Source organism: Neptuniibacter sp. UBA6509 (assembly GCA_002435145.1).
GTDB lineage: Bacteria > Pseudomonadota > Gammaproteobacteria > Pseudomonadales > Balneatricaceae > Neptuniibacter.
In genome coordinates this window covers 18,842-40,262 of sequence record DJLT01000090.1, presented here as the reverse complement: position 1 = coordinate 40,262, position 21,421 = coordinate 18,842, and the positions used below count along the sequence as shown (strand labels likewise).

Genomic DNA, 21,421 nt, shown 5'->3' with positions numbered 1-21,421 from the left:
TCTTTAGGCTTTTAAAACAAACTTATTCGCTCTATGCTGGGCCACTCTATGTTCTTAATAGCGTTCTTAGAAGTGGCCTCATGCAACTAAACCCTTTTATGTCCCCTATTGCTAAATTTATAAGAAGCAATACCGGGCCCATGTCTGAATACACTTTACTGAAACACCTCAACTTTTCAGATGACGATTTAAAACTCCCGAGCGAAAGTTCGGGGGATTTAGCCCTGTTCCGTAAACACTTCCTCGTCATGAACGCCCTTTATCAGCTTCAACCTATCTTTCATGATGAAGGCTACTACCTGGTTATCTCAGCATTAAAAATTGAGATCATTCCCCATACGGTTTCGGGGGCAACAGATAACATCCAGCAAGATCTTATTCAGCAAACCGCTGATGATAAGATAAAAGCCTATTACCTAGATTGGAACGAATTCACACAGAGTGACCCAAAAAGCGTCGAGCAACTGCTTAATAGCTTCTGGCAACGCTACTATGCAGCCGATGAAGAACAATCGGCATTCTCAATATTAGGATTAAAAACAGACGCTGAATGGCCATTAATTCGCAGCACTTATCAAAAGCTTGCTGCAATACATCACCCAGATAAGGGCGGTGATTCAGAGACCTTCATTTCGATTCGTGAAGCTTATGAACAGTTAGCCTGCTTAAAGCGTATCGATTAATTGAGGATCAATGCTTATGATACACGCCCTCTTATAGTAATAACTGCGCAGACATATTTACACGTTGAGGAATATACAATTTACTTCTTTTTAAAAGCCCGTTTCTTCGCCCTTCTCTTCTGCGCACTACGCGTATTTTTGTTACTTGTTTCTACAGTGCGTGTCAGATCAGGCTCAAAGCCGACTAACCATTGCTGTGCTAGCCGTGTATCTAACAGCACCTCAATCTCTTCAAGAAGATAGTTTTCCTCCTCTATCAGCAGGGTAATGGCTTTACCTTGTCGACCTGCCCGACCTGTTCGGCCAATGCGATGAACATAGTCCTCTGCTTTGTAGGGAACTTCAAAATTAATCACTGCTTCCAGACCTTGAATATCAATGCCTCGCGCGGCCACATCGGTAGCAACTAACACTTGTAGCACTCCGACTTTAAAATCAGCTAAAGCTTGCTCTCGGCTCGCCTGAGATCGGTCCGCATGTATCGCCTCTGCACGAAGCTCACTCTCCTGCAGAAAGGCAGTAATCTTATCTGCGCCTTGCTTTGTACGGCTAAAAATTAACGTTTGTTGCCAGCCCTCTTTAGTAATCAGATGGGTAACTAAAGCAAGCTTGCGCTCAGGGTCACAGTTATAAACCACCTGCTCAACATCTGACGATGCAGTACTACGCTGATCCACTTCAATAAGTTCTGGTTTTACTAAAAGGTTCTTACTGAAACGAAAGATATTGTCATTCAGCGTCGCTGAAAAAAGTAACGTTTGCCTCGGTTTTTTATCGCGTTTTGGGAGCTTGCTTAGGACAGAACGAATCTCATCCTTAAACCCCATATCCAGCATCCGATCCGCTTCATCAAATACCAAAGTTTCTATCTGTGAGAGATTAACGGCTCGCTTTTTATTAAGGTCGAGCAATCGACCCGGTGTTGCCACCAACAGGTCAATTCCCTTATTAATCTGCTCAATTTGTGGTTTTATTCCTACGCCACCGTAAACCACTGCGGACCTAAAATTACTGCCTTTTGCATAACGTTTAAAGCTATCATTAACTTGTTGTGCTAACTCACGTGTTGGCGCTAACACCAAGATTTTTAATGATTTATCTTTTTTGTTTTCATCTTCAGTACCATCGACTGATCCTTCACTCACACTCAATAGCTTTTGCAGCAAAGGCAATGCAAACGCAGCCGTTTTACCGGTGCCTGTTCTTGCACCCGCTAAGATATCCTTGCCAGCTAAAATAGCAGGTATAGCCGCTATCTGAATCGGCGTAGCATCATCGTAACCTGATGCCTCTATCGCATGTTGAATCGTCTCAGCAAATTCAAACTCAGAAAATTTCATCGCTAGCTTCCTAGAATTTTAAGCGGTAAAGCTAAGGCTTCACTGCCACTGTTCCCAAGTACCCAAATGATAGTGCACAACCCTCCAACGGTTAGGAAGTACCATAGAGCAGAGACTATCTGGCCGTAACGATCTAAAGGTAAAAGATCACTGAAGTGACGACGCTTCCATTCAAAAATAATCTCAATACTTCCTACTGCTAGCAGAAAACCCAACAGAGTAAGATTAAAGTAATAGCTCACCGCCACACCCGCAACAGCACCTAGGACACAGCAAATTAATCCAAATACAGAATTAACTGAAAAAGCGATGCTTTTAAGTACATGACCACCATCTAATGGCAAAACGGGCAAAAGGTTAAAAAGATTGAGCAAGGCATTAAAAGCAGCCAAACCTGCGAATAGCTCGACATCGGTAATCCAATAAACTACTAAGCAAACGCAAGACAAGATCAAACCAAAGAACGGCCCCATGATCGATATATAAACATCTTGCCAACGTGTATTTATGCGATCATCAGAGAGAGCCAATCCGCCCACAAAAGGGATAAGGTATATCCCTTTTGTTTTCAAACCAAAACGCTTCATAGCGCGAATATGGCCATATTCATGAAAAACTAGGCAAAGTATCAGGGCTATCGCAAACTCAATGGAGAAGAGCCATGTGTAAGCGGCTAAGCTCCCAGCTGCAAACAATAATTTTATGACTTTGGCACTTTTAAACAGCTTTAATCCGAGAGAACCCAGACCAATAATACTAATCTTATTCGGCTGTTTTGGCCTATCTTCTACCACTTGTTGCTCAATATCTTTTTCGCCTAGCTTTCCTTGACTTAACTCTTGCTGAGTTTGGCCATCATCAACATGCAGCGAATATGCAAGCTCAAACGGCTGCCAATTAAGCTTTAGATGTAACTCACAGTTAAGCTCTTGATCACCTGCCTGTAATTTAAAATGGTGAACAGGTGTTTCGCTAGGGTCAGCCTTAGCATCGTGCTGAGACACCAGTTGATTATCCCAGTACAATGCCTGCCAACCAGCCATTGAGCCTTCTAATCGAAGCTCGCGGCCTAAACAATCGATTCGTAGTAACTGCAAGAAAAAGTGCCTGCTATATCCAGATAATTAAGCGCGCATTATGTAGCAAGTTATGGATGCAAGAAAGTATAAACAGATGAAAACAAACAAAGAGAAGATGTTGGCCGGTGAAGTATTTAATGCGCTTGACTCAGAATTAGTAAACGAGCGGAAGCGCGCTAAAGCTTTATGCTTTGAATTCAATCAGCTGCACCCAGACCAAAAAGGCAAACGGCAACAGAAGTTAAGTTCTCTTTTAGGTAAAGCGCCTAAGCCCACAATCGAGGCGATGTTTCAGTGTGACTATGGATACAACATTCATCTAGGTCGTAACTTTTATGCCAATCATAACTGCGTTATTTTGGATGCAGCGCCGGTCAAAATAGGCGACGATGTCATGTTAGGACCCGGCGTAACCTTAAGCACCACCAGCCACCCACTTTCACCTCAGTTGCGCGGAAAAGGTGAAACCTATGCAAAACCAATCACAATCGGCGATAATGTGTGGATTGGCATGGGTGCCCAGATTCTTCCCGGCGTCACCATCGGCTGCAATGCAGTTATTGCTGCGGGCGCCATTGTTACCAAAGATGTCGATAAAAACTGTCTAGTCGCAGGCGTACCTGCCAGCGTCATAAAACAGATTGATTAGACGAAGATATCTACGGATAAGTATCAAACACCCCATCACTGATTTCTTCATCAACACAAGACTGTTCTAGGAACCACTATATTTTAAAAAAGGTACACACATGAAAAATAAACAGCAGCAGACCTCTGCTAAGTTAGTTAAACAAGGAAATGATGCTCGCCTTCAATCCGTTGATACCGGACGAGGTACAATCCGCGATAACCATTTAGCGGCATTAGTGACATCCAAGCTATTTAAATCCCAAGTAGTCAAAGCTAAAAAGGGCAAAGGAACTTACAAGCGTAAAGATAAACATAAAGGACGGGAGTCCTATTTAATTGCGGCTTAAAACGACTCACCTGCTGAGCCGCAATTGAAATAGGGTTTCTTCTTTCTATGCTACTAGCCTATCTATGATTAAAAGCCTTGTAAGCTTCCAACCTACCTTTTTCCTTACCTTTTCTTCTTCAATAATCTACTTACTAAAACTTCTTTCATTAAACCTTCGTATAAAACCTGCATTTATCTATTCTTGATCTATACTAAAGTCCCAGCGAGAAAAATAGACGTCCTTTAGTGCCGGTAAGTAAGATTTGCATAGCGATAGCGCCATGTTCAAGGTTGCTTGTGGTTCGACTCCACCTACCGGCACCACTTTTCTGCCCCTTATCCTTCTGCCCTCTCCCTTTATGATTACTAATCCCTATTATTTTTATGTCTATCAGCATGAGGCGATCAAATCTGCGTTATCAGTCTGTTTCAGTTTTCGTCCACCACGTTTATCGATAATGAGTGGTACACACATCTCATCACTGTCATGAATCACGACACATTCTAAGCACTGGAAACACTCGTTATAATCAATCGTCCCCTTTTTTTCTATCGCTTCATACTCACACCGATGCTTGCACAGTTGGCAAGGTGATCCGCATTCATCACGACGTGGCAACCAGTTAAAGATTCGAACACGTCCCAGGACTGCCATTGCAGCACCCAATGGACACAAATAGCGACAGTACCCTTTATATACAACGCTACTTAACAGCACCATCACTACTGCCCAAAGAACAAATGGCCATGAACGCTCATAATAAAACGTGATACTGGTTTTGAAGGGCTCTATCTCAACTAAACGATCGGTCCAAATCGGAGAAAAGAATGCGGCAGCAATAATCATGGCTAAAATGAGATACTTTAGCTTTTTTAACCACGCATCCCATTTATCGCAAGGATTTAGCTGCTTAATTTTTAAAAAAGAGAGCATTTTGCTAACCAACTCTTGAAGCGCTCCGAACGGGCACAGCCAACCACAAAAAGTCCCTCTTCCCCATATAAAGAAACTAAACCCGACAAATAACCAAAGAAGTGTTGTCATAGGGTCATACAAAAAGAAATTTAGATTTCCCCCTGCAAACAATGACTGAATCGCCCCTGTGATGTTAACAATAGATAACTGGCCTTGTGCGTAAAACCCGATAAAGAACAGTGTAAATAATAGATAGCCGGTTCTAAAAGCGGAGAAAGCTACGGGGTATCGAGTAACCCAGTTCGGCTTCATTAAAATAGTAAATAACGTGAGAACGCCGACTGTTAAAGTACTGACTTCCCATAACCTATCTGTCCAAATGGATTTCCACGTTTTGTTATTTGGGTCCGGTTCAAAGTAATAGGAAGATGGCACTTGGTAGGAAAACTCTAAACTTCGGGGATCTGAAGCCATGTACGTTTTAGTCTCATCACGTACAACAGATAGGTCAAAATCTAAAGGCAGGGCAATATCTAAACCCGCTGTGCCTATCACGCGATAGACCATCCATTCAGCCGTAGACAACTCTTCAGGTAAATTGATCTTATACTCAGGATTTAACATATCTAAACGATCGTTAAGATCTAAGTCTCGCATTTCAATGGGCAGACCTTCTTGTCGAAGCAACAACCGGTCTGAAATACCTCCACGCAAGAAGTCGACATCCCTGAAAGAATAACGGCCCTGGCTTACCGATAAAATCGCATGATCTCCAGCTTCTAAATTTTCTTGTAAAAATGCCCATGACTCATCAGTTAAAAGATTGCGCCCTAATGTGGGAATCGCCAGATCCATAACATACAGCTCAATGAAACTTTGTTTAGGGTGCTGCATTGCCACACTGTCTTTACCCTCATTACGGCTACCTATAAATAATGACTCTACCTCCTGATTGCTAAACACAGCCTTATGTATCAGCCCTGCCTCAAACAGCTCCTGCCAGCTCATCTTCATAAAAACATCTTGATCAATCTTAGCAATCAAGTCTGGATCTTTACCCCCACCAAAACCGAGTTTGGCTCTAGCCACCTTGAGCGCTGAAGAGAAAAGCGTTTGGTTAAGAACTCTTATAGAGGCGGTCGCTCCGGTCAAACCATCTAAGTAGATATTTTTAGAATCATTGTTTTTCTTCTGCCCATGCTTATCACTAAACTTAATATTTTGCAGTAAGTGATAGACCACTATATTGAGCGACAAAATCATGCATCGGTTTTTCACCATACCCCTCAATAAACATGGGCTCACGATGATATAAAACACGCGCATCCAGAAACTCGCCTTTAAGTCCTAACACAACTAATACGTTATAAGGCACCCCCATAAACCCAGGGATTGACGAAAACTCAATAGACTCATAGATATAACCAACCAGATTTTGGCCTGTGACTTCCTGTTTATAGAGAGGCCATACTGCGACATCTTCATCCTTGTCACCCACCACAAAAGGATCTGTATAGATCGCTTCTAACTTGACCTTATCCATAACGCTAACAACTTTAGGCTGCCAGCCACTCAGATCTCCACCCGCCCAAGCAGGCATTGATAAGAATAGAATTAAGATAGGGACAACAACAAAAGAGAGGCCAGTTTTAAGCACAATAAAACCCTTTCTAAATACACCGAATAACCAGAAGGAAAACCTTCTGAATGATTGAAGTATTTAAAAGGATAAGTGGGATCAGGTTGTCAGAATTTTAAAAGAAAGATGCAAAAGTATTGATAATCAATCAGTTACCATAAAACAGGCAGATACAATCAGCAACGGTCATAAACAGTTACCAGAGCTTTAAAAATTAGTAAGGTTACACAGAAGGGAAGCGGTAGCCATGTCCATGGACTGTTTCAATCAACCTTTTACGCTTACGTTCTGGATCTATCTTTTTACGTAGCGTCATAATATGTTGTTCTAATGCGCGGCTACTTGGAACAAAATCTCGCCCCCAGCCTGCATCGTAAAGAATATCTTTAGATAACACTTCATCCGGACGTTCAACAAAACAACTTAAGAGTTTTAAATCACGTACCGTTATATTCGCAGTCAGCTCATCCCGCATAATAAGCATACGTTTAGGATCAATTTCCATATCCGCCATACGCAAAGTACTCCGTGGTTCAGATTTGGCTGCCGGCGCATTCTTGCGATAAAGCACTTTCCAACCGACTCTCCAACCGACTCTCCAACCGACAAATGCTAAAACAATGATTAACGTGATTAGCAAATACTCTATTACAGATAGCGTTACACGATCTGAAGGGAAAAGGCCTGAAAGAAGCTCCTCTTTAGTGGTCTCTATCGCTACAGCCAGTTCATCCGTTTTGATCACAGCACAAATCGACAACGCAAACGTACTGCGCTGACAATAAAGCAGAGAAGCGGAATTAACATCATAACGCTCCCAAGCTGTTTTATCGGTTGATGCCAGTAACGCTTCTAATCTAGATTCACTGCGCAAGAAGATATAATCATCAATATAGGTGTCTGACGCTTTCTCTGGAAACATCAAGTGACCATTAGGTTCCCATACTGCCAGCGCATCAAAAAGCGGGGTTGAGGCAATTTTAATCCGTAGGTCGGTTTCCCTTCTCTCTACAATCGTCTGCTGTAGCACTGATAATTGCTCATCAACATAACGTTCAGCTAACTGCTTTTGCTCATCTCCAGCAAACAGCGAATTGCTAACAAAGCATAAATAGAAAATAGACAACCAACTAAGGGATAAACTACGACAGGTCATATACAGGACTTATAAGATATTAAAGACAACCCTTTTCTAGGGTAACCAAAACTACGACACACTAGCCTAGGCACTTTCAATTAACAACTCATGATCAAGACTTCAACATCATGCGCAATAGAATTCACCCTCAAACACCTCGGCACAATCATCATAAGAAGCTAGCAATTAATAAAAAAAAATAAAATTTACAATTCTCATCTACCCTATTCTGAAGACATGAACCTAATAGATATATTGCGCAGCAAAACGCTTCAAAATAGTGCATAATTGCACCAATAAAATGCAGGACTAATCACAACTTTACAAAAAGCACCTTTAATCAGTATTTTTTCCATATTTTTCAAGCTTTAACCTTCTGGTCTAAAAATTGCTAAATAAATATTAAAAATCGGATAACCGTGTGCTTCCGCATGCTTTGAAACATTTAGTGTGCGGGTATATACAAGTATTGAATAACTTTTTTGGGGTAAAATAATGAGTGGCAACGCATCAAGATTATCATCTATCAGTGCGATCAACAGTGGCAAATCTATCGATGTAGAGATGCCAAAACCGCTAAGTAGCATTTGGGCTAGTGATGTATTTAATCTAGCCTCAATGGAAGAAGCTTTATCTAAAAACGCATTCAAAGAGATGAAGAAAACCGTACAAACGGGTGCGCCTTTAGATCAAGCAACAGCTGATATTGTTGCAGCAGCGATGAAAGATTGGGCTATGTCAAAAGGAGCTAAATTCTTTTCTCATATTTTTTACCCGATGACTAACGCAACAGCCGAGAAGCATGATGGTTTTATTATTACCAATGCTGATGGCAATGCTATTACTGATTTTACAGGTAGCCTACTGATTAAAGGTGAACCAGACGGATCATCTTTCCCGAATGGTAGCTTACGTATGACCAATGCTGCACGTGGTTATACTGCATGGGATCCAACTAGCCCTGCCTACATTATGAATACGGCTAACGGTGCGACATTGATGATACCAAGTGTATTTATGTCGTGGACTGGTGAAGCACTAGATAAGAAAATCCCTCTTCTACGCTCCAATGCTGCTATGAACGATGCAGCAAACAAAGTTCTTACTTTGATGGGCGAAACAGACATTGCCACTCTTAATTCGAGCTGCGGTGCTGAACAAGAGTATTTCTTGGTCGACGAAAATTTTGCTAACAGCCGACCTGACTTATTGCTTGCTGGCCGTACCTTATTTGGTGCAGCTCCGGCAAAAGGCCAACAGTTTGATGATCATTACTTCGGTGCTATCCCAGAGCGCGTTCAAGTATTCATGCAGGACTTCGAAGATCAACTATTCAAGCTAGGCATCCCTGCTAAAACCCACCACAACGAAGTAGCACCGGGTCAATTTGAAATAGCACCTTACTTTGAAGCAGCAAACGTAGCTGCCGACCACCAGCAGCTGCTAATGACTGTTATGAAGAACACAGCTAAGAAGCATGGCTTCCTTGCTCTACTTCATGAGAAGCCATTTGCTGGTATTAACGGTTCAGGTAAGCATGTTAACTGGTCTGTAGGTAACTCGACTCAAGGTAACCTGCTAGACCCAGGTCATACACCTGAAGAAAACTTAAACTTCCTACTATTCTGTGGTGCGGTAATCCGTGGTGTTCATTTGTTTGGCCCACTACTTCGCGCAGTCATCGCCTCGGCATCAAATGACCACCGTCTAGGTGCAAACGAAGCACCTCCTGCAATTTTGTCTGTATACCTAGGCGATCAGCTTGAGAAAGTATTCAAGCAGATTCAGTCTGGCGACCTTCAGCCTTCTGTATGCGGCGGTTTAATGGACCTAGGTCTAGATCAAATTCTTGGCTTCACCCGTGACCCAGGCGATCGTAACCGTACTTCACCGTTCGCTTTCACTGGTAACCGTTTTGAATTCCGTGCGGTTGGTTCTTCTCAGTCTGTATCTGGCCCACTTGTTGCCATGAATACAATGCTGGCAGATTCATTAAACTGGATTGCAGAAAAACTAGAGTCTTCACTGAGTTCTGGTCTGGAACAGCCTGAAGCAGTACTTGCTGTACTGAAAGAACTAATGGACGAACATGGTAATGTTGTTTTCGGTGGCGACGGCTACTCTGAAGAATGGCATACACAGGCTGTCGAAGAACGCGGTTTAAAGAATATTCCAACAACAGCTGACGCTCTTCCTGCTTTACAAGAAGAATCAGTTATCAAGCTTTTTGAAAGCACTGGTGTTCTAACTCCTGTTGAACTAGAAAGCCGCTATGAAGTTTATTCAGAGCAGTACATCTTGTCGATTGAAGTAGAAGCAAAACTTGTGATTGATATGGCAACGACGTCTATTTATCCAGCTGCTGCAAACTATCTATCAGAACTAACATCCACTATTGCAACTGCATCTAGTGTTGGTGTAAGCCTTGATAATGGTCTTGCGCAAAAAGTAGCGACTACTGCGGACGCTATGATGGCTGATGTAGAAAAACTGTCTGCTGCCGTTGCTGAAACTGGTTTCGCTTCAGCAGAAGATCATATGAAGTTCTGCGCTAATGAAATCCGTCCCCTAATGGACAGTATCAGAGAGAACGGAGATCTACTGGAAACACTTGTTGCCGATAGTGCTTGGCCGTTCCCTAAATATTCAGAAATGTTATTTATTAAATAATTCTGTTTTATGAACAACAAGGCCGCATTTATGCGGCCTTTTTTTTAAACATTCAATCTAAAGCTCAACCTTAAACTAAAAACTAAACCTAGAACTCAACCCTAAATACATATCAGCACGGCTTACAGTAGGCTCTAATATTGTCTCGACTATCGACTACCCCATATCTTTGCAACGGCCCGATCAGTCCCTAAAAAGCCAACAATGACACAAACAAAGCCCACTACAAAAAAGACCAGAATAGGAATAAGCCCACCCCACTGTCCAGAAGCAAAGGCACTAATACCTGAGAGTGTTGAAAGCACAAAAAACAAGCTTCCCATATACATAAGAATTTTTCGGTGGGATGGTCTATAGCTATATTCCTCATCGCCCGATTCTAAAATATTTAAAATCGGAGCAAAGAGGCCTCTTAACTGATTCTTCATAAGGTTACTTTGATAAACAGTGTTATTTATAAGGTATTACCTTACCACTTTTAAGATAGAACTTCGTGTATATCATTGATAAATGATGTATCGCTATTTTACTAAATAAGACACCATTATCCGGTTCATTCCGCACTAAATAATATGTCTCCATAATAAGATTCAGCATGGCTCTCACTATTATCTGTGTCAGTCATAATAGCGATGATATCAATAAACCGGTATGCCTTAAGGTTTGCTTTTTCGCTACCTTTATCACCAAAATATTTAATCAGATCTTGATACACGTTACGCTTTTCACTGTACCAGTGCCCTATTCGCGCGTCCTTACCACGCACAGATATCATTTTGACATTAGATCCAGCAAAAGCATTATCCCAGACTTGTTCTTGAGACTGATTACTTGACCATACATAGCTCAGCGACTTAGTTCGCCAAACGAATAATCCACCATCAATCACCACATAGACTCTAGCGACATAATCATCACCGCTTTTACTCTGCTCATCTAATAAGGGTAGTTTTCTTGCGGCTAGCCAGCTCCAGTTAAGATAAGGTGTTCTGCTTAAATCTATCTTTTGTTTCAGGACTAGGCCCGAAGCTGAATTATCACTAATAGCCCTTAGCGCTGCCCTCCCATCATACTGAACAATGTCATAGACGGTCTTATCAGACAGCACCTCATGCTCCCAATTCCGGATTCCATTGTCATAGAACGAGGTTAAATTAATCGAAGCACTGACGAGTAACACTAAGCACTGAAACATATCATACCCATACAGATTCTTGCGTTTGAAGAAGGCCCTATTAACCTGGCAATTCTTACACTTAAAACTAGATCCAAACTAAACAAAGAGCTAAACGAAGAGCTAAGAAAAGGGATAAGCACATCGGGGGATTCAGAGACTCTCACCACAAACACTAGTCGCTATAAACAACAGCACCTTACAAACAACAGTCTTTTATAAATAGTAATCCCCTATAAACAACAGCCCCCTTTTACAACCTTACCAATAGGACGCATCAGAAAGGGCTTCAACGCATTTCGCACGCCCCTGCATTGCCTGAATAGGCGCACCATCAAGTGATTGAGCTAACCATCCCTCAGGCTAACTCAACTCAAAAGGAGGCTTAACAACACTTTCTGTTATTTGATCGAAACCAACCTTGGCATAAAAGCCCGGATCCCCATAAGTAAAAACCAAGCCTACATCCAAAGATTTCAAATGCTTCAATCCATAGTTAATCAACCCCTGACCCACATGTTTCCCTTGCTGCTCAGTTGACACAGCAACCGGGGATAGTAGAAAAGCAGACTCATTACTCGGCAGAATAAAACGACTAAAGAAGATGCAACCCACAACAGAGTTATCACTGTATGCCACAAAACCAAACAAATCGTTTGAGGGTGTTAAAGAGATTAGTTCAGAGACTAAATCAGCCACTATCCCCCCCTCGGTTTCACCCTCTGATTGTGTGAATACCTTATTAAATAGCGTGAGCACGTCCTGAGCTGAACAAGATTCGAATATTGAATACTCAATGCCAGTCATAGGATCTTCCTCTAATTAGGGTGAAGGCTCTTTAAGATGACTGCTATGACGATTAAAAGCCTATAGAGAATAGATAAAATAGCTTAAAATCTTCATTAATGGTTCACAAGAATACGGGATTGGCCCTTTCAAATGAGAGCAAAACAAAGCCCAACTTAACTCACTATTTGCGCTCTACTTTGACTATATTAGCGCCATGAAAATGAACCTCTTTTCCTGAAATAATTGCACTTCCATACAAAAGATTATTATCAAAATTGATCAGTAAGGTTACATAATCCCCGTACTCTTTCTCAAACCAAGAAGCCATAAATTGATTGGGCTGTACTTCAAATGCGTTATACGGAAAAGGCCCCCACCACGTCTCAGGTTTAGACCCCGTCAAATAGCGATAACTGATACCTTCAGGCTCAAATTTTACATTGTAAGACCGCCCACTGGTATATTCATAACTGATGCTGACACCGTCTAACTTTCTTGTTTCCTTTGCTAACCCATCTGCAGATGCGAGCAATGGAAATAGGAAAGCCAGAATCATAAAACTTTTTAATATTTTCATAGGGATATACTCTATTCATTTTCTTAAAATATTTCTGGGTTCACATAGAAAACGGCAACTATTTAAGCTGCCTTTGATATTCACTATGCTGACCTATTTACTTTGATTTCAATTCCTGAATAAACGAATTAATAGCACGGTAGATAGCTGTCTCAATCATAGGCAGATCCATCTCATCCCTACTAGGCACAAACACCTCTTTAATTTCATAAACCTTACCATTGATTCTAGCGCTAAAATCGACCACACCCACCAGCTGATACTGTGGATTAAGGGAAAGGTCATACCCTCCTACTTTGCCCTCTTCTTTCCAGCATGCATAACTGCTTACAAAAGAATTAAACATTTCTTGAATTACTATGGCACTTGCTGCATAACTAAAAGTAATACCTTTTGAGCGGGCTCTCAGGAATGATTGATTATTAACAATGACAGAGAACTCTAAAAGTTCTATTTCCTCACCGCTTAAATTTAAGCTGACAGCCTCTTGCTCTAATCGACTCTTAAGATAAGTTATACGATCAGGAACAGTAATTTGGTCTTCAAAACGGAGTAAGCCATGATCACAGCTCATAGAATTAGTAGAACCCACACTTCTCAATTTGCTTTCTTCTGGTCTAAGGTCCTTTAAACTAAAAGAAGTCTCTTTGTTAAGTTCTACATACCCCTGGATAGGCTCTTTGGGTTTGACGGGAACAGTCGCTGTACAGCCCTGAATTAAAACGATTAAAGCAATTGAAAGAAAAACTCTCATTCATAGTGTCCTTACTAAATGGTTAATTAGCATTATGATTACGAACCTCATAGGTTTTTTAACTCCCAAAGCAACGAGCTGCCACTTTACGACATCCGTATCCTTTATTGAAAAAATTGATAATGCTCGATTCATGATCAAGAACCCAGTAGTGAGTGTTCTGATTAAAACCGATATGTTCGTAATAGCTCCTATTGATAACCGCCTTATTGGTCGACTGACCCAACAAACCTTATACCTTCAGCAATTGTCTTAATCGCAAATTTAGAAACGCAGCACTCACCTATAGATGAAAAATGTTCTTTGATCATTTCGAGAATTTCGTCTTTATCGAAACTAAGGCCTGTAGCCTCTGGCTTAATACAATTCGCTACGCTTTGATTTAGGGTATAAATCGCCCCAGCAGAATCCACAAGGCGATCACCCTCTTCATATGAGAAGAAATGAAGGTCGGCATCACTCTCCCATTCTGATGCACTATCAACGAATGTTAGTTCACTCTCGCCTTCGTACTTAATGATCGCTGGCCACAGAATCACAATGCTTCCTTATAAAATAAACGGCAAAAGTATCAAACCCTGATTTATTGAAACCTGCAGCTTTCGCTTGTTAATTGGTAATTCTTGATTCGCGCTCAAGAACCCAACAGCGAGGGTTATGATTAAAACCGATATGTTCGTAATACTCATTGGCCGCGGGAGCCGCTAGAAGTATTAATTTACACTTGGGACCAAGCTGCTGTTGGGTGAGAATTTGCAGTTGTTTACCAATACCCAACTGCTGATGCGCTTCGCTTACCGCTAAATCTGATAAATAACAGGCGTAATGAAAATCTGTGACACTTCTGGCAATCCCGATAAGCTCGTCACCCTGCCAAGCGCTAACAATAAGATTACTATTAGCGATCACACCCTGCATGCATTCTCTATCTTCAATCGGCCGGCGTTCTGTCAACGTTGAAGCCTCCAATAGCCCTATAAACTGATCAGCGGTTACGGGTTCATTGACCTTGTATTCAATACTCATAAATTCCTTGGCCGGCTAGGTAGAATGTCTGATTTGATCGAATGATCTTTTTCATGAATCATATTTATTCATAAAAAAATTAAGAACTATTTAATACGAATAGAAACCGAAGCAGAAAACAAACGTTCCCCCACCTTTAATCAACGTCTAACTAGATTCTTCACGTAACTTGTCACGGACACCCATGAGCATCTGGCCAAAAGCATTGTCACCACGCATATCACGACCACTACCCCAGAAATAATCATACTGGCTAACTTCCGCGATCTCGATATCACCTGTCTCTAATAATGTTTGTGCAACATCAGGATGCGTACGGCACTTAATGTAGGTAGCGCGTGTCATGTAGGTCACCTTCACCTTATCCCAGTCTTTTCGCCGTTGATGTTTCTTACTTTTACCCAGCTTGGCAGCCTCTGCTGGTGTACTTGCATCGCGAATCAAATCAGCATATTCAACATCACCAAATTTCTTTGCTTGATAATAGTGTTCTACGGAGGGCCACTCATAACCATCAAGTTCAAAAGCATGTTTAGAGTATGATGCCAATGAATTATCAGGATCGGTCATCGTCAAGGTGAAGAGTTTTTTCTCTTTTTTAGTACCAAAAAACATAATACTTATCCTAATTCATAGAGGCCGATAAGAAATACTATAAAAGCGATTGGCTGCAAGGAAGTATTATTTTGGATAAAGCATTAAAGAATGGCAGTACATAAGAATGACTGCCCCTTCTGACTTGTCTAATCTCAAAATGTCTCTTTTAGGTATTCACTAAAGCGCTGCCAAGATTTTTTATCCGCTTTCTCGTGATACTTTGATGATCCCAAAACAGTGAAAGCGTGTGGAGCACCACTGTAGGTTGCCATTTCATGTTCTACCCCAGCGGTCTCCAGTTGCTCTGCAAGTGATGCAAAATCACTCATTGGTACGACCTTATCTGCTGTACCGTGAAAAACAAAAACTTCACCCTTAGTGTCTTTGTAGCTTTGGTCATCAGGTGTTGCAAGACCTCCATGGAAACTAACGAAGGATTTCATTGGAATACCCGCTCTCGCCATTTCCAATGTTACAGAACCACCAAAGCAATAACCTACAACGGCAGCATTATCTCTGTTACCACCCAACGAAGATGCATGAGAAATACTTGCTGACATTAGGTCGCGCATTTTTTCTCTATCTTGATAAAGCGCTGAAGTCTGCGCTCGTTTATCTTCAACACTCTCAGGGCGCACTCCTTTCCCATAAAGATCAACAGCAAAAACACTGTAGCCTTGTTCTTGAAGCATAGCCGCCCTAGTTTTTTCATATTGAGTAAGGCCATCCCAGTCATGCACCATAATAACTAATGGGGTATTTTCACCTGCAGAAAGATAAAAACCTTCATATTCAACACCCGCTACAGAGTAATCAGTAGACTGGCTGTATGCGTTTAGCGAAACTATCGCAGTAAAAACCGTAAGCCACTTCAACATGGAGATATGCCTCTTTTAATTTATTTTGAATAATTATTGTAGACTAATTTTTTCGCATAGAGCCCGCCAAGGGACGACTTCACATCGACTACCTTAAAGTGACTATCCCTTCTTACAACCATCTTAACTTACCGTTGTACTTATTTTTTGACTCAGGCTAAAACAAAACCAAAAATAATTAAAAATAAAGCTACGAGGTGGGATAATTTTTTTGGCAACCATAGTCAATTGAAATAACCATCAATATCACACCACCACTATGAGATAAAAAATAATTTATCTGCTTAATTTCCACTGATGAAAAATAAAATGCTTCAGAGTAAATTAATATCAGTAAAAATATAGGCCACTTCAATTATGATAAACCACCTCAAGAACAATAGTTTTTTTCACAAACAAAATCATTCACAACAGATTACTAACCGTGAATATAACTCATTAGCATTAAATAGTTATCATTTAGTTTATCCAAAGAAAAATCACTATTTTTAAGACCCAGCTTATAATGCTTATAACCTTCATTTGTATTGTATGTAATTGAAATAATACTTTGATTTTTGAATCTTTTAAATATGTGATCTTTTTCTTGATCGCTTAGTGCTATTGCTACAGTATGATATAAAAAGTCATCATTTGAACGATCTAAAATACAATCAGAACAACTCTTATCATAGATTTTTAATTTTTTCCCAGTATTATCTTCCAAGTGAATATGAGAAAACTCATTAATCACTATATTTTTTCTATTGAAATAATCAAAAATCATATACCACTGTTCATCCATGAATATAAATCCAATTTGCGCACCTACTTTTGCATTTAAATAGAAAAAGTTATACTTATTATTACTATGCATCGCATAAGTACCGGCAGTATTCCATTATTTATCAGTTAATTTATAAGTTTTTTCACGTGCCTCCTTATCACCTTTTTTTGTTTCTTTATATAGCTCCTCAAACATTAACTGTTGACTTTCTTGCGGAGATATCGTCTCAGCTTGTGATATGTTTATAAATAGCATCATAAACATTATTTTAATTAAGAACTTTATATTCATAATTCACCCTTAACTGTCTATTTTTATTAAGTTGCCTCTGGAACTATATGGTACTCATCAATTAAGACCTACTCTGCTTCTTTCTCTGATATTAGAGATGAGTTGTAAAGTACAGCGCTATCAATTACACGTGCATTTTTCGTTTCAGGTAAGGCCACCACATACCTGATTACTACTCATTTTTTATCCTAACTTAAAAGCATAAACAAGTTATCTCACCCACTCTTTAGTTGTAATTTCATACCAAATACGGCTAGCCCTATAATATTTTGCATAGCTAACCTTTAAAGAGGAACAGAAAGAACACTCGCGCACACCCCTCTCCCTACGGGTAAAAAGAGTGGCTTCCTAAAAGTTTAAATAAGCACATAAAATTCAATCCTCCCCCCAAAACAAAAAAACACGCCAAAAGGCGTGTTTTTAAAAACTGAAAAAGAACTAGAAACTAGATCTCTGTTTTACCGCCCATGTAAGGCAGTAGTACTTCAGGAACGGTGATCTTACCTTCTGCAGTTTGGTAGTTTTCCATCACTGCAAGCAAGGTACGACCTACTGCAAGACCTGAACCATTCAGTGTATGAACAAGTTCTGGTTTACCCGTTTCTGGATTTCTGAAACGTGCTTTTAGTCGGCGAGCTTGGAAATCTGTCATGTTTGAGATTGAGGAGATTTCACGGAATTTGCTCTGACCTGGCAACCAAACTTCAATATCGTTTGTTTGTGCCGCACTAAAGCCTAGATCACCACCGCAAAGGGTTACAACACGGTAAGGTAGGTTTAGCTTCTGTAGGATCGCTTCAGCGTGACCTGTCATCTGATCCAGTGTTTCCCAAGATTTAGAAGGTTCTACGATCTGAACCATCTCTACCTTTTCAAACTGGTGCTGACGAATAAGTCCGCGTGTATCTTTACCAGACGCGCCCGCTTCTGAACGGAAGCATGGCGTATGCGCAGTAAACTGCATCGGTAGCTGATCAGCTTCAACAATAGAATCACGTACCATGTTGGTTACAGGCACTTCGGCTGTTGGGATTAGGTAATACTGACGATCACCAAACGGTACTTTGAAAAGGTCTTCACCAAACTTAGGTAACTGGCCAGTACCACGTAGGCTGTCTTCGTTAACCATGTAAGGTACGTACGCTTCAGTATAACCGTGCTCTTCTGTTTGTGTATCCAGCATAAACTGAATAAGTGCACGATGAAGGCGTGCAAGCTTTCCTGTCATAACAGAGAAGCGAGAACCGGTCAGTTTTGCTGCGGTTTCAAAATCTAGCTCTTTGCTATTTTCGCCTAACGTAACGTGGTCTTTAGGTTCAAAATCGAACTCACGAGCGGTGCCCCAAGTGCGGATCTCTACGTTGTCGTCTTCGTCCGCGCCTTCAGGTACGTTATCGCAAGGGATATTCGGTACGCCACTCAGCAGATCATCTAGATTAATCTGAACGTCGTTTAATTCTGATTTAGCAGCATCCAGCTTTTTGCCTAGGTCAGCCACTTCAGCCAATAGAGGCTGAATATCTTCACCCGCTGCTTTCGCTTTGCCAATACCTTTGGACCGGGTATTGCGCTCATTTTGCAGGTTTTCTGTATCTACCTGCAGTTGCTTACGCTGATTTTCCAGTTCTACAAACTGACTAACAGGAAATTCGTAACCTTTTTTCTTCAATAATTGTGCAACTTCTTCCGGGTTTGCACGGACAATTTTCGCGTCAAGCATGAGCTTTTAAAACACCTATTAAGAAAGATTAAAACAAGCGTGTTAATAACAGGCCGCCATAAAGGGCAACCAGACATAACAGAACGCTTAATAATATATAAATCGCAGCAGACATAACATGCCCTTCCTGCAGCATTGCGACAGTTTCCAGAGAAAAAGTGGAAAAAGTTGTAAATGCACCCATAAAACCCACCATTAAAAGCGGTCTGAGCTCTGGGCTTAGTTTAGATTTCTCTAGGATCAGCACAAAACAGACTCCCATAAGGAAAGAGCCAACAACATTACAGGTTAATGTGCCATAAGGGATCTTATGCTCTGCATTATTGAGCAATCCACCGATCCAATAGCGCCCAAGTGCGCCAACCGCTCCGCCGATAGCAATTGCGATAATATGTTGCACCGATTATCTCCCCTTCTTTTTAATCATTATCAGAATAACGTTGCTGCGGGCTTTGTTGATCCTGATTTTTCAGATGACGTAGCTTCTCGCCTATTTTAAGTTCTAAACCTCTTGGTTCTGGATAGTACCATTGTTGCTCTGCAATTTCTGGCGGTAGGTAATTTTCCCCCGCGGCATAAGCATCCGGCTCATTGTGAGCATAACGGTATTCATCCCCATACCCCATCTCTTTCATAAGATCTGTTGGAGCATTTCTAAGATGAACAGGCACATCAAAACTTGGATTAGCTTTTACATCGGCTAAACACTGATTAAAAGCTTGGTAAACCGCATTGCTCTTTGGTGCAGATGCGCAATAGATAGCAGCCTGCGCGATTGCACGTTCACCTTCGGCAGGGCCAACACGTTCAAACGCATCCCAAGCAGATAATGCCACTTGCATCGCTCTGGGGTCTGCATTACCTATATCTTCTGAAGCAACGGCCACCAGCCGACGTGCAATGTATAAAGGGTCACAACCGCCATCCAGCATCCGGCAGTACCAATAGAGCGCCCCATCCGGTGAAGAGCCCCTAACGGACTTATGAAACGCTGAGATCATGTCATAGAACAGATCACCCTGCTTATCATAGCGACGACCGTTTGAACGCAGGACTTCTTCTAAAACCTGCTGATTAATGATCTCGGTGCCATCATCTTGCTTCTCAGCAAGATCAGCCGCGATCTCAAGTAGGTTTAATGAACGTCGGGCATCACCGTCTGCCGCTTGCGCAAGCCGATTGATCATATCCTCGGATATGACCAGTGATCGATTACCTAAACCTTTCTCTTTGTCATTCAGACCACGATGGATCACTTCAAGGATATCACTCTCATCAAGCGATCTAAGCAAGTAGACACGCGCCCGTGATAGCAAAGCGTTATTGAGTTCAAAGGAAGGATTTTCAGTAGTGGCGCCGACAAAAATGATGGTGCCATCTTCGATATAGGGTAAAAACGCGTCTTGTTGGGATTTATTAAAGCGATGAACCTCATCCACAAACAAGATCGTCTTTCTGCCTGTTTGTGCGGCGTGCTGTTTAGCCTGCTCAACGGCAATACGAATATCTTTGACCCCAGATAACACAGCAGACAGGGTAATAAAATGCGCATCAACATGATGCGCAATCAATTTAGCTAAGGTTGTTTTCCCTACCCCTGGCGGCCCCCAAAAGATCATTGAGTGGGCTGAACCTTGCTCTAAAGCCGTTCTTAGAGGCTTACCTTGGCCTAAAAGGTGAGCTTGACCGTAATACTCAGCAAGAGTTTGCGGCCGCATTTTTGCGGCTAAGGGCTCATAAGCGGGTGCTTGGGAAAACAGGTCCACACTATTCCTCTATATCTATAATGACATCAGTGTCTTTCGGGATACGAAAAAAGAAACTTTCTGGTTTTATTTCCGGATTTAATTGCTGATCTGAAAAAACAACCGACGTTTTTTGACCTAACGAGTCTTCAAGCATCAGTTCAGAGATCACCTCACCGGAAAAAGCCAAACGAATACGACTAAAATTGTGCTGTTCTGTCAGCGGCTTAAGATCAAATAGCTGCTCAGAACCGGTGTCTTCCACCAGCCTAATACTATAGGTCTTTTGTAACTGCGCGATCTGGCCGTTCAGAATCAACGCTGGGGCGCTCCCCTGTTGTGTATCTGCTGAACGCTGAGTGACTTGTTCTAAATCTGGATCATAGATCCAAATAAACTGCCCGTCAGAGACAATTTCTTGAGGAAACGGCTGTAAAGTTTCCCATCTAAATAGATTAGGTTTAGCCAGTAACAGACTACCTTCAGTCTTTTGTGCCTGCCGTCCATTGTCCGCCAACGTTACTTGTTGGAAGTTAGCGGAGAAGCTGCCATAACCTTGTAATAACTCACCTAGCTTTTCAGAACCGGGCATTGCAGATGCCCAAGATGATAACAATAAACCTGTACTCAATGCTGATGAAACTAAAAACTTCTTTGTTAATGATGTAAAACGCATAAACA

General features: G+C 41.4%; 24 protein-coding genes. 4 read left to right on the top strand and 20 right to left on the bottom strand.

Annotated features, from left to right (window positions below):
- Nucleotides 1-80 precede the first annotated feature (80 nt).
- A complete protein-coding gene (locus B4K11_RS11215) occupies nt 81-683 on the top strand; it encodes a DNA-J related domain-containing protein (protein ID WP_292950453.1) in 603 nt (200 codons plus the stop codon).
- A gap of 80 nt (nt 684-763) precedes the next feature.
- On the opposite strand, the gene B4K11_RS11210 is transcribed toward B4K11_RS11215, so the two are convergent.
- Nucleotides 764-2,023 (bottom strand): DEAD/DEAH box helicase, encoded by a 1,260-nt coding sequence (locus B4K11_RS11210; protein WP_292950454.1) that lies wholly within the window; start codon nt 2,021-2,023, stop codon nt 764-766.
- Nucleotides 2,024-2,025: 2 nt separating this feature from the next.
- Nucleotides 2,026-3,120: a site-2 protease family protein gene (locus tag B4K11_RS11205; RefSeq protein WP_292950455.1), complete on the bottom strand. Its 1,095-nt coding sequence runs from the start codon at nt 3,118-3,120 to the stop codon at nt 2,026-2,028.
- 76 nt (nt 3,121-3,196) lie between these two features.
- Between B4K11_RS11205 and B4K11_RS11200 the strand changes: the two genes are divergently transcribed.
- Together B4K11_RS11200 and B4K11_RS11195 are read left to right on the top strand one after the other, a co-directional pair.
- Nucleotides 3,197-3,751 (top strand): sugar O-acetyltransferase, encoded by a 555-nt coding sequence (locus B4K11_RS11200; RefSeq protein ID WP_292950456.1) that lies wholly within the window; start codon nt 3,197-3,199, stop codon nt 3,749-3,751.
- 100 nt (nt 3,752-3,851) lie between these two features.
- Complete coding sequence (locus B4K11_RS11195) at nt 3,852-4,079, top strand: ribosome alternative rescue factor ArfA (protein WP_292950457.1); 228 nt, start codon at nt 3,852-3,854, stop codon at nt 4,077-4,079.
- A gap of 372 nt (nt 4,080-4,451) precedes the next feature.
- Here the strand turns inward: B4K11_RS11195 and B4K11_RS11190 are convergent, their stop codons facing one another.
- From B4K11_RS11190 to B4K11_RS11180, 3 genes are all read right to left on the bottom strand, one after another.
- On the bottom strand, nt 4,452-6,239 hold the full coding sequence (locus B4K11_RS11190; protein ID WP_292950458.1) for a 4Fe-4S binding protein: 1,788 nt from the start codon (nt 6,237-6,239) through the stop codon (nt 4,452-4,454).
- Nucleotides 6,190-6,633: a hypothetical protein gene (locus tag B4K11_RS11185; RefSeq protein ID WP_292950459.1), complete on the bottom strand. Its 444-nt coding sequence runs from the start codon at nt 6,631-6,633 to the stop codon at nt 6,190-6,192. The genes B4K11_RS11190 and B4K11_RS11185 overlap by 50 nt, the downstream gene beginning before the upstream one ends.
- Before the next feature lie 205 nt (nt 6,634-6,838).
- The gene (locus B4K11_RS11180; protein ID WP_292950460.1) at nt 6,839-7,771 is read right to left on the bottom strand and encodes a winged helix-turn-helix domain-containing protein; all 933 of its coding nucleotides are present in this window, start codon (nt 7,769-7,771) and stop codon (nt 6,839-6,841) included.
- 477 nt (nt 7,772-8,248) lie between these two features.
- Here B4K11_RS11180 and B4K11_RS11175 point away from each other — a divergent pair, with 477 nt between their 5' ends.
- Nucleotides 8,249-10,423 (top strand): glutamine synthetase III, encoded by a 2,175-nt coding sequence (locus B4K11_RS11175; RefSeq protein WP_292950461.1) that lies wholly within the window; start codon nt 8,249-8,251, stop codon nt 10,421-10,423.
- A gap of 149 nt (nt 10,424-10,572) precedes the next feature.
- Here the strand turns inward: B4K11_RS11175 and B4K11_RS11170 are convergent, their stop codons facing one another.
- The 15 genes from B4K11_RS11170 to lolA form a co-directional block, all read right to left on the bottom strand.
- A complete protein-coding gene (locus B4K11_RS11170) occupies nt 10,573-10,851 on the bottom strand; it encodes a hypothetical protein (RefSeq protein ID WP_292950462.1) in 279 nt (92 codons plus the stop codon).
- 125 nt (nt 10,852-10,976) lie between these two features.
- A complete protein-coding gene (locus B4K11_RS11165; RefSeq protein WP_292950463.1) occupies nt 10,977-11,618 on the bottom strand; it encodes a DUF3047 domain-containing protein in 642 nt (213 codons plus the stop codon).
- 342 nt (nt 11,619-11,960) lie between these two features.
- A complete protein-coding gene (locus tag B4K11_RS11160; protein WP_292950464.1) occupies nt 11,961-12,404 on the bottom strand; it encodes a GNAT family N-acetyltransferase in 444 nt (147 codons plus the stop codon).
- A gap of 163 nt (nt 12,405-12,567) precedes the next feature.
- Entirely contained in the window at nt 12,568-12,963 is a 396-nt protein-coding gene (locus B4K11_RS11155) for a MoaF N-terminal domain-containing protein (protein WP_292950465.1), read from the bottom strand.
- 97 nt (nt 12,964-13,060) lie between these two features.
- Nucleotides 13,061-13,717 carry a hypothetical protein gene (locus B4K11_RS11150; RefSeq protein WP_292950466.1) on the bottom strand — a complete coding sequence of 219 codons (657 nt, stop codon included), beginning with the start codon at nt 13,715-13,717 and terminating at the stop codon, nt 13,061-13,063.
- 206 nt (nt 13,718-13,923) lie between these two features.
- A complete protein-coding gene (locus B4K11_RS11145; protein ID WP_292950467.1) occupies nt 13,924-14,256 on the bottom strand; it encodes a DUF4144 family protein in 333 nt (110 codons plus the stop codon).
- A 70-nt stretch (nt 14,257-14,326) separates the two neighbouring features.
- Nucleotides 14,327-14,743, bottom strand: coding sequence for a GNAT family N-acetyltransferase (locus B4K11_RS11140; RefSeq protein ID WP_292950468.1), 417 nt, complete (start codon nt 14,741-14,743; stop codon nt 14,327-14,329).
- 147 nt (nt 14,744-14,890) lie between these two features.
- Entirely contained in the window at nt 14,891-15,358 is a 468-nt protein-coding gene (locus B4K11_RS11135) for an NADAR family protein (RefSeq protein WP_292950469.1), read from the bottom strand.
- Nucleotides 15,359-15,492: 134 nt separating this feature from the next.
- A complete protein-coding gene (locus tag B4K11_RS11130) occupies nt 15,493-16,218 on the bottom strand; it encodes a dienelactone hydrolase family protein (RefSeq protein ID WP_292950470.1) in 726 nt (241 codons plus the stop codon).
- A 418-nt stretch (nt 16,219-16,636) separates the two neighbouring features.
- Nucleotides 16,637-17,074, bottom strand: a complete 438-nt coding sequence (locus B4K11_RS11125; RefSeq protein ID WP_292950471.1) for a hypothetical protein — start codon at nt 17,072-17,074, stop codon at nt 16,637-16,639.
- Between the two features lie 24 nt (nt 17,075-17,098).
- Entirely contained in the window at nt 17,099-17,275 is a 177-nt protein-coding gene (locus B4K11_RS11120; RefSeq protein ID WP_292950472.1) for a hypothetical protein, read from the bottom strand.
- A gap of 445 nt (nt 17,276-17,720) precedes the next feature.
- A complete protein-coding gene (gene serS, locus B4K11_RS11115) occupies nt 17,721-18,995 on the bottom strand; it encodes a serine--tRNA ligase (RefSeq protein WP_292950473.1) in 1,275 nt (424 codons plus the stop codon).
- A gap of 28 nt (nt 18,996-19,023) precedes the next feature.
- Nucleotides 19,024-19,395 (bottom strand): fluoride efflux transporter CrcB, encoded by a 372-nt coding sequence (gene crcB / locus B4K11_RS11110; RefSeq protein ID WP_292950474.1) that lies wholly within the window; start codon nt 19,393-19,395, stop codon nt 19,024-19,026.
- Nucleotides 19,396-19,414: 19 nt separating this feature from the next.
- Nucleotides 19,415-20,713 carry a replication-associated recombination protein A gene (locus tag B4K11_RS11105; RefSeq protein WP_292950482.1) on the bottom strand — a complete coding sequence of 433 codons (1,299 nt, stop codon included), beginning with the start codon at nt 20,711-20,713 and terminating at the stop codon, nt 19,415-19,417.
- A gap of 49 nt (nt 20,714-20,762) precedes the next feature.
- Nucleotides 20,763-21,416 carry an outer membrane lipoprotein chaperone LolA gene (lolA, locus tag B4K11_RS11100; protein ID WP_292950475.1) on the bottom strand — a complete coding sequence of 218 codons (654 nt, stop codon included), beginning with the start codon at nt 21,414-21,416 and terminating at the stop codon, nt 20,763-20,765.
- Nucleotides 21,417-21,421: the final 5 nt, after the last annotated feature.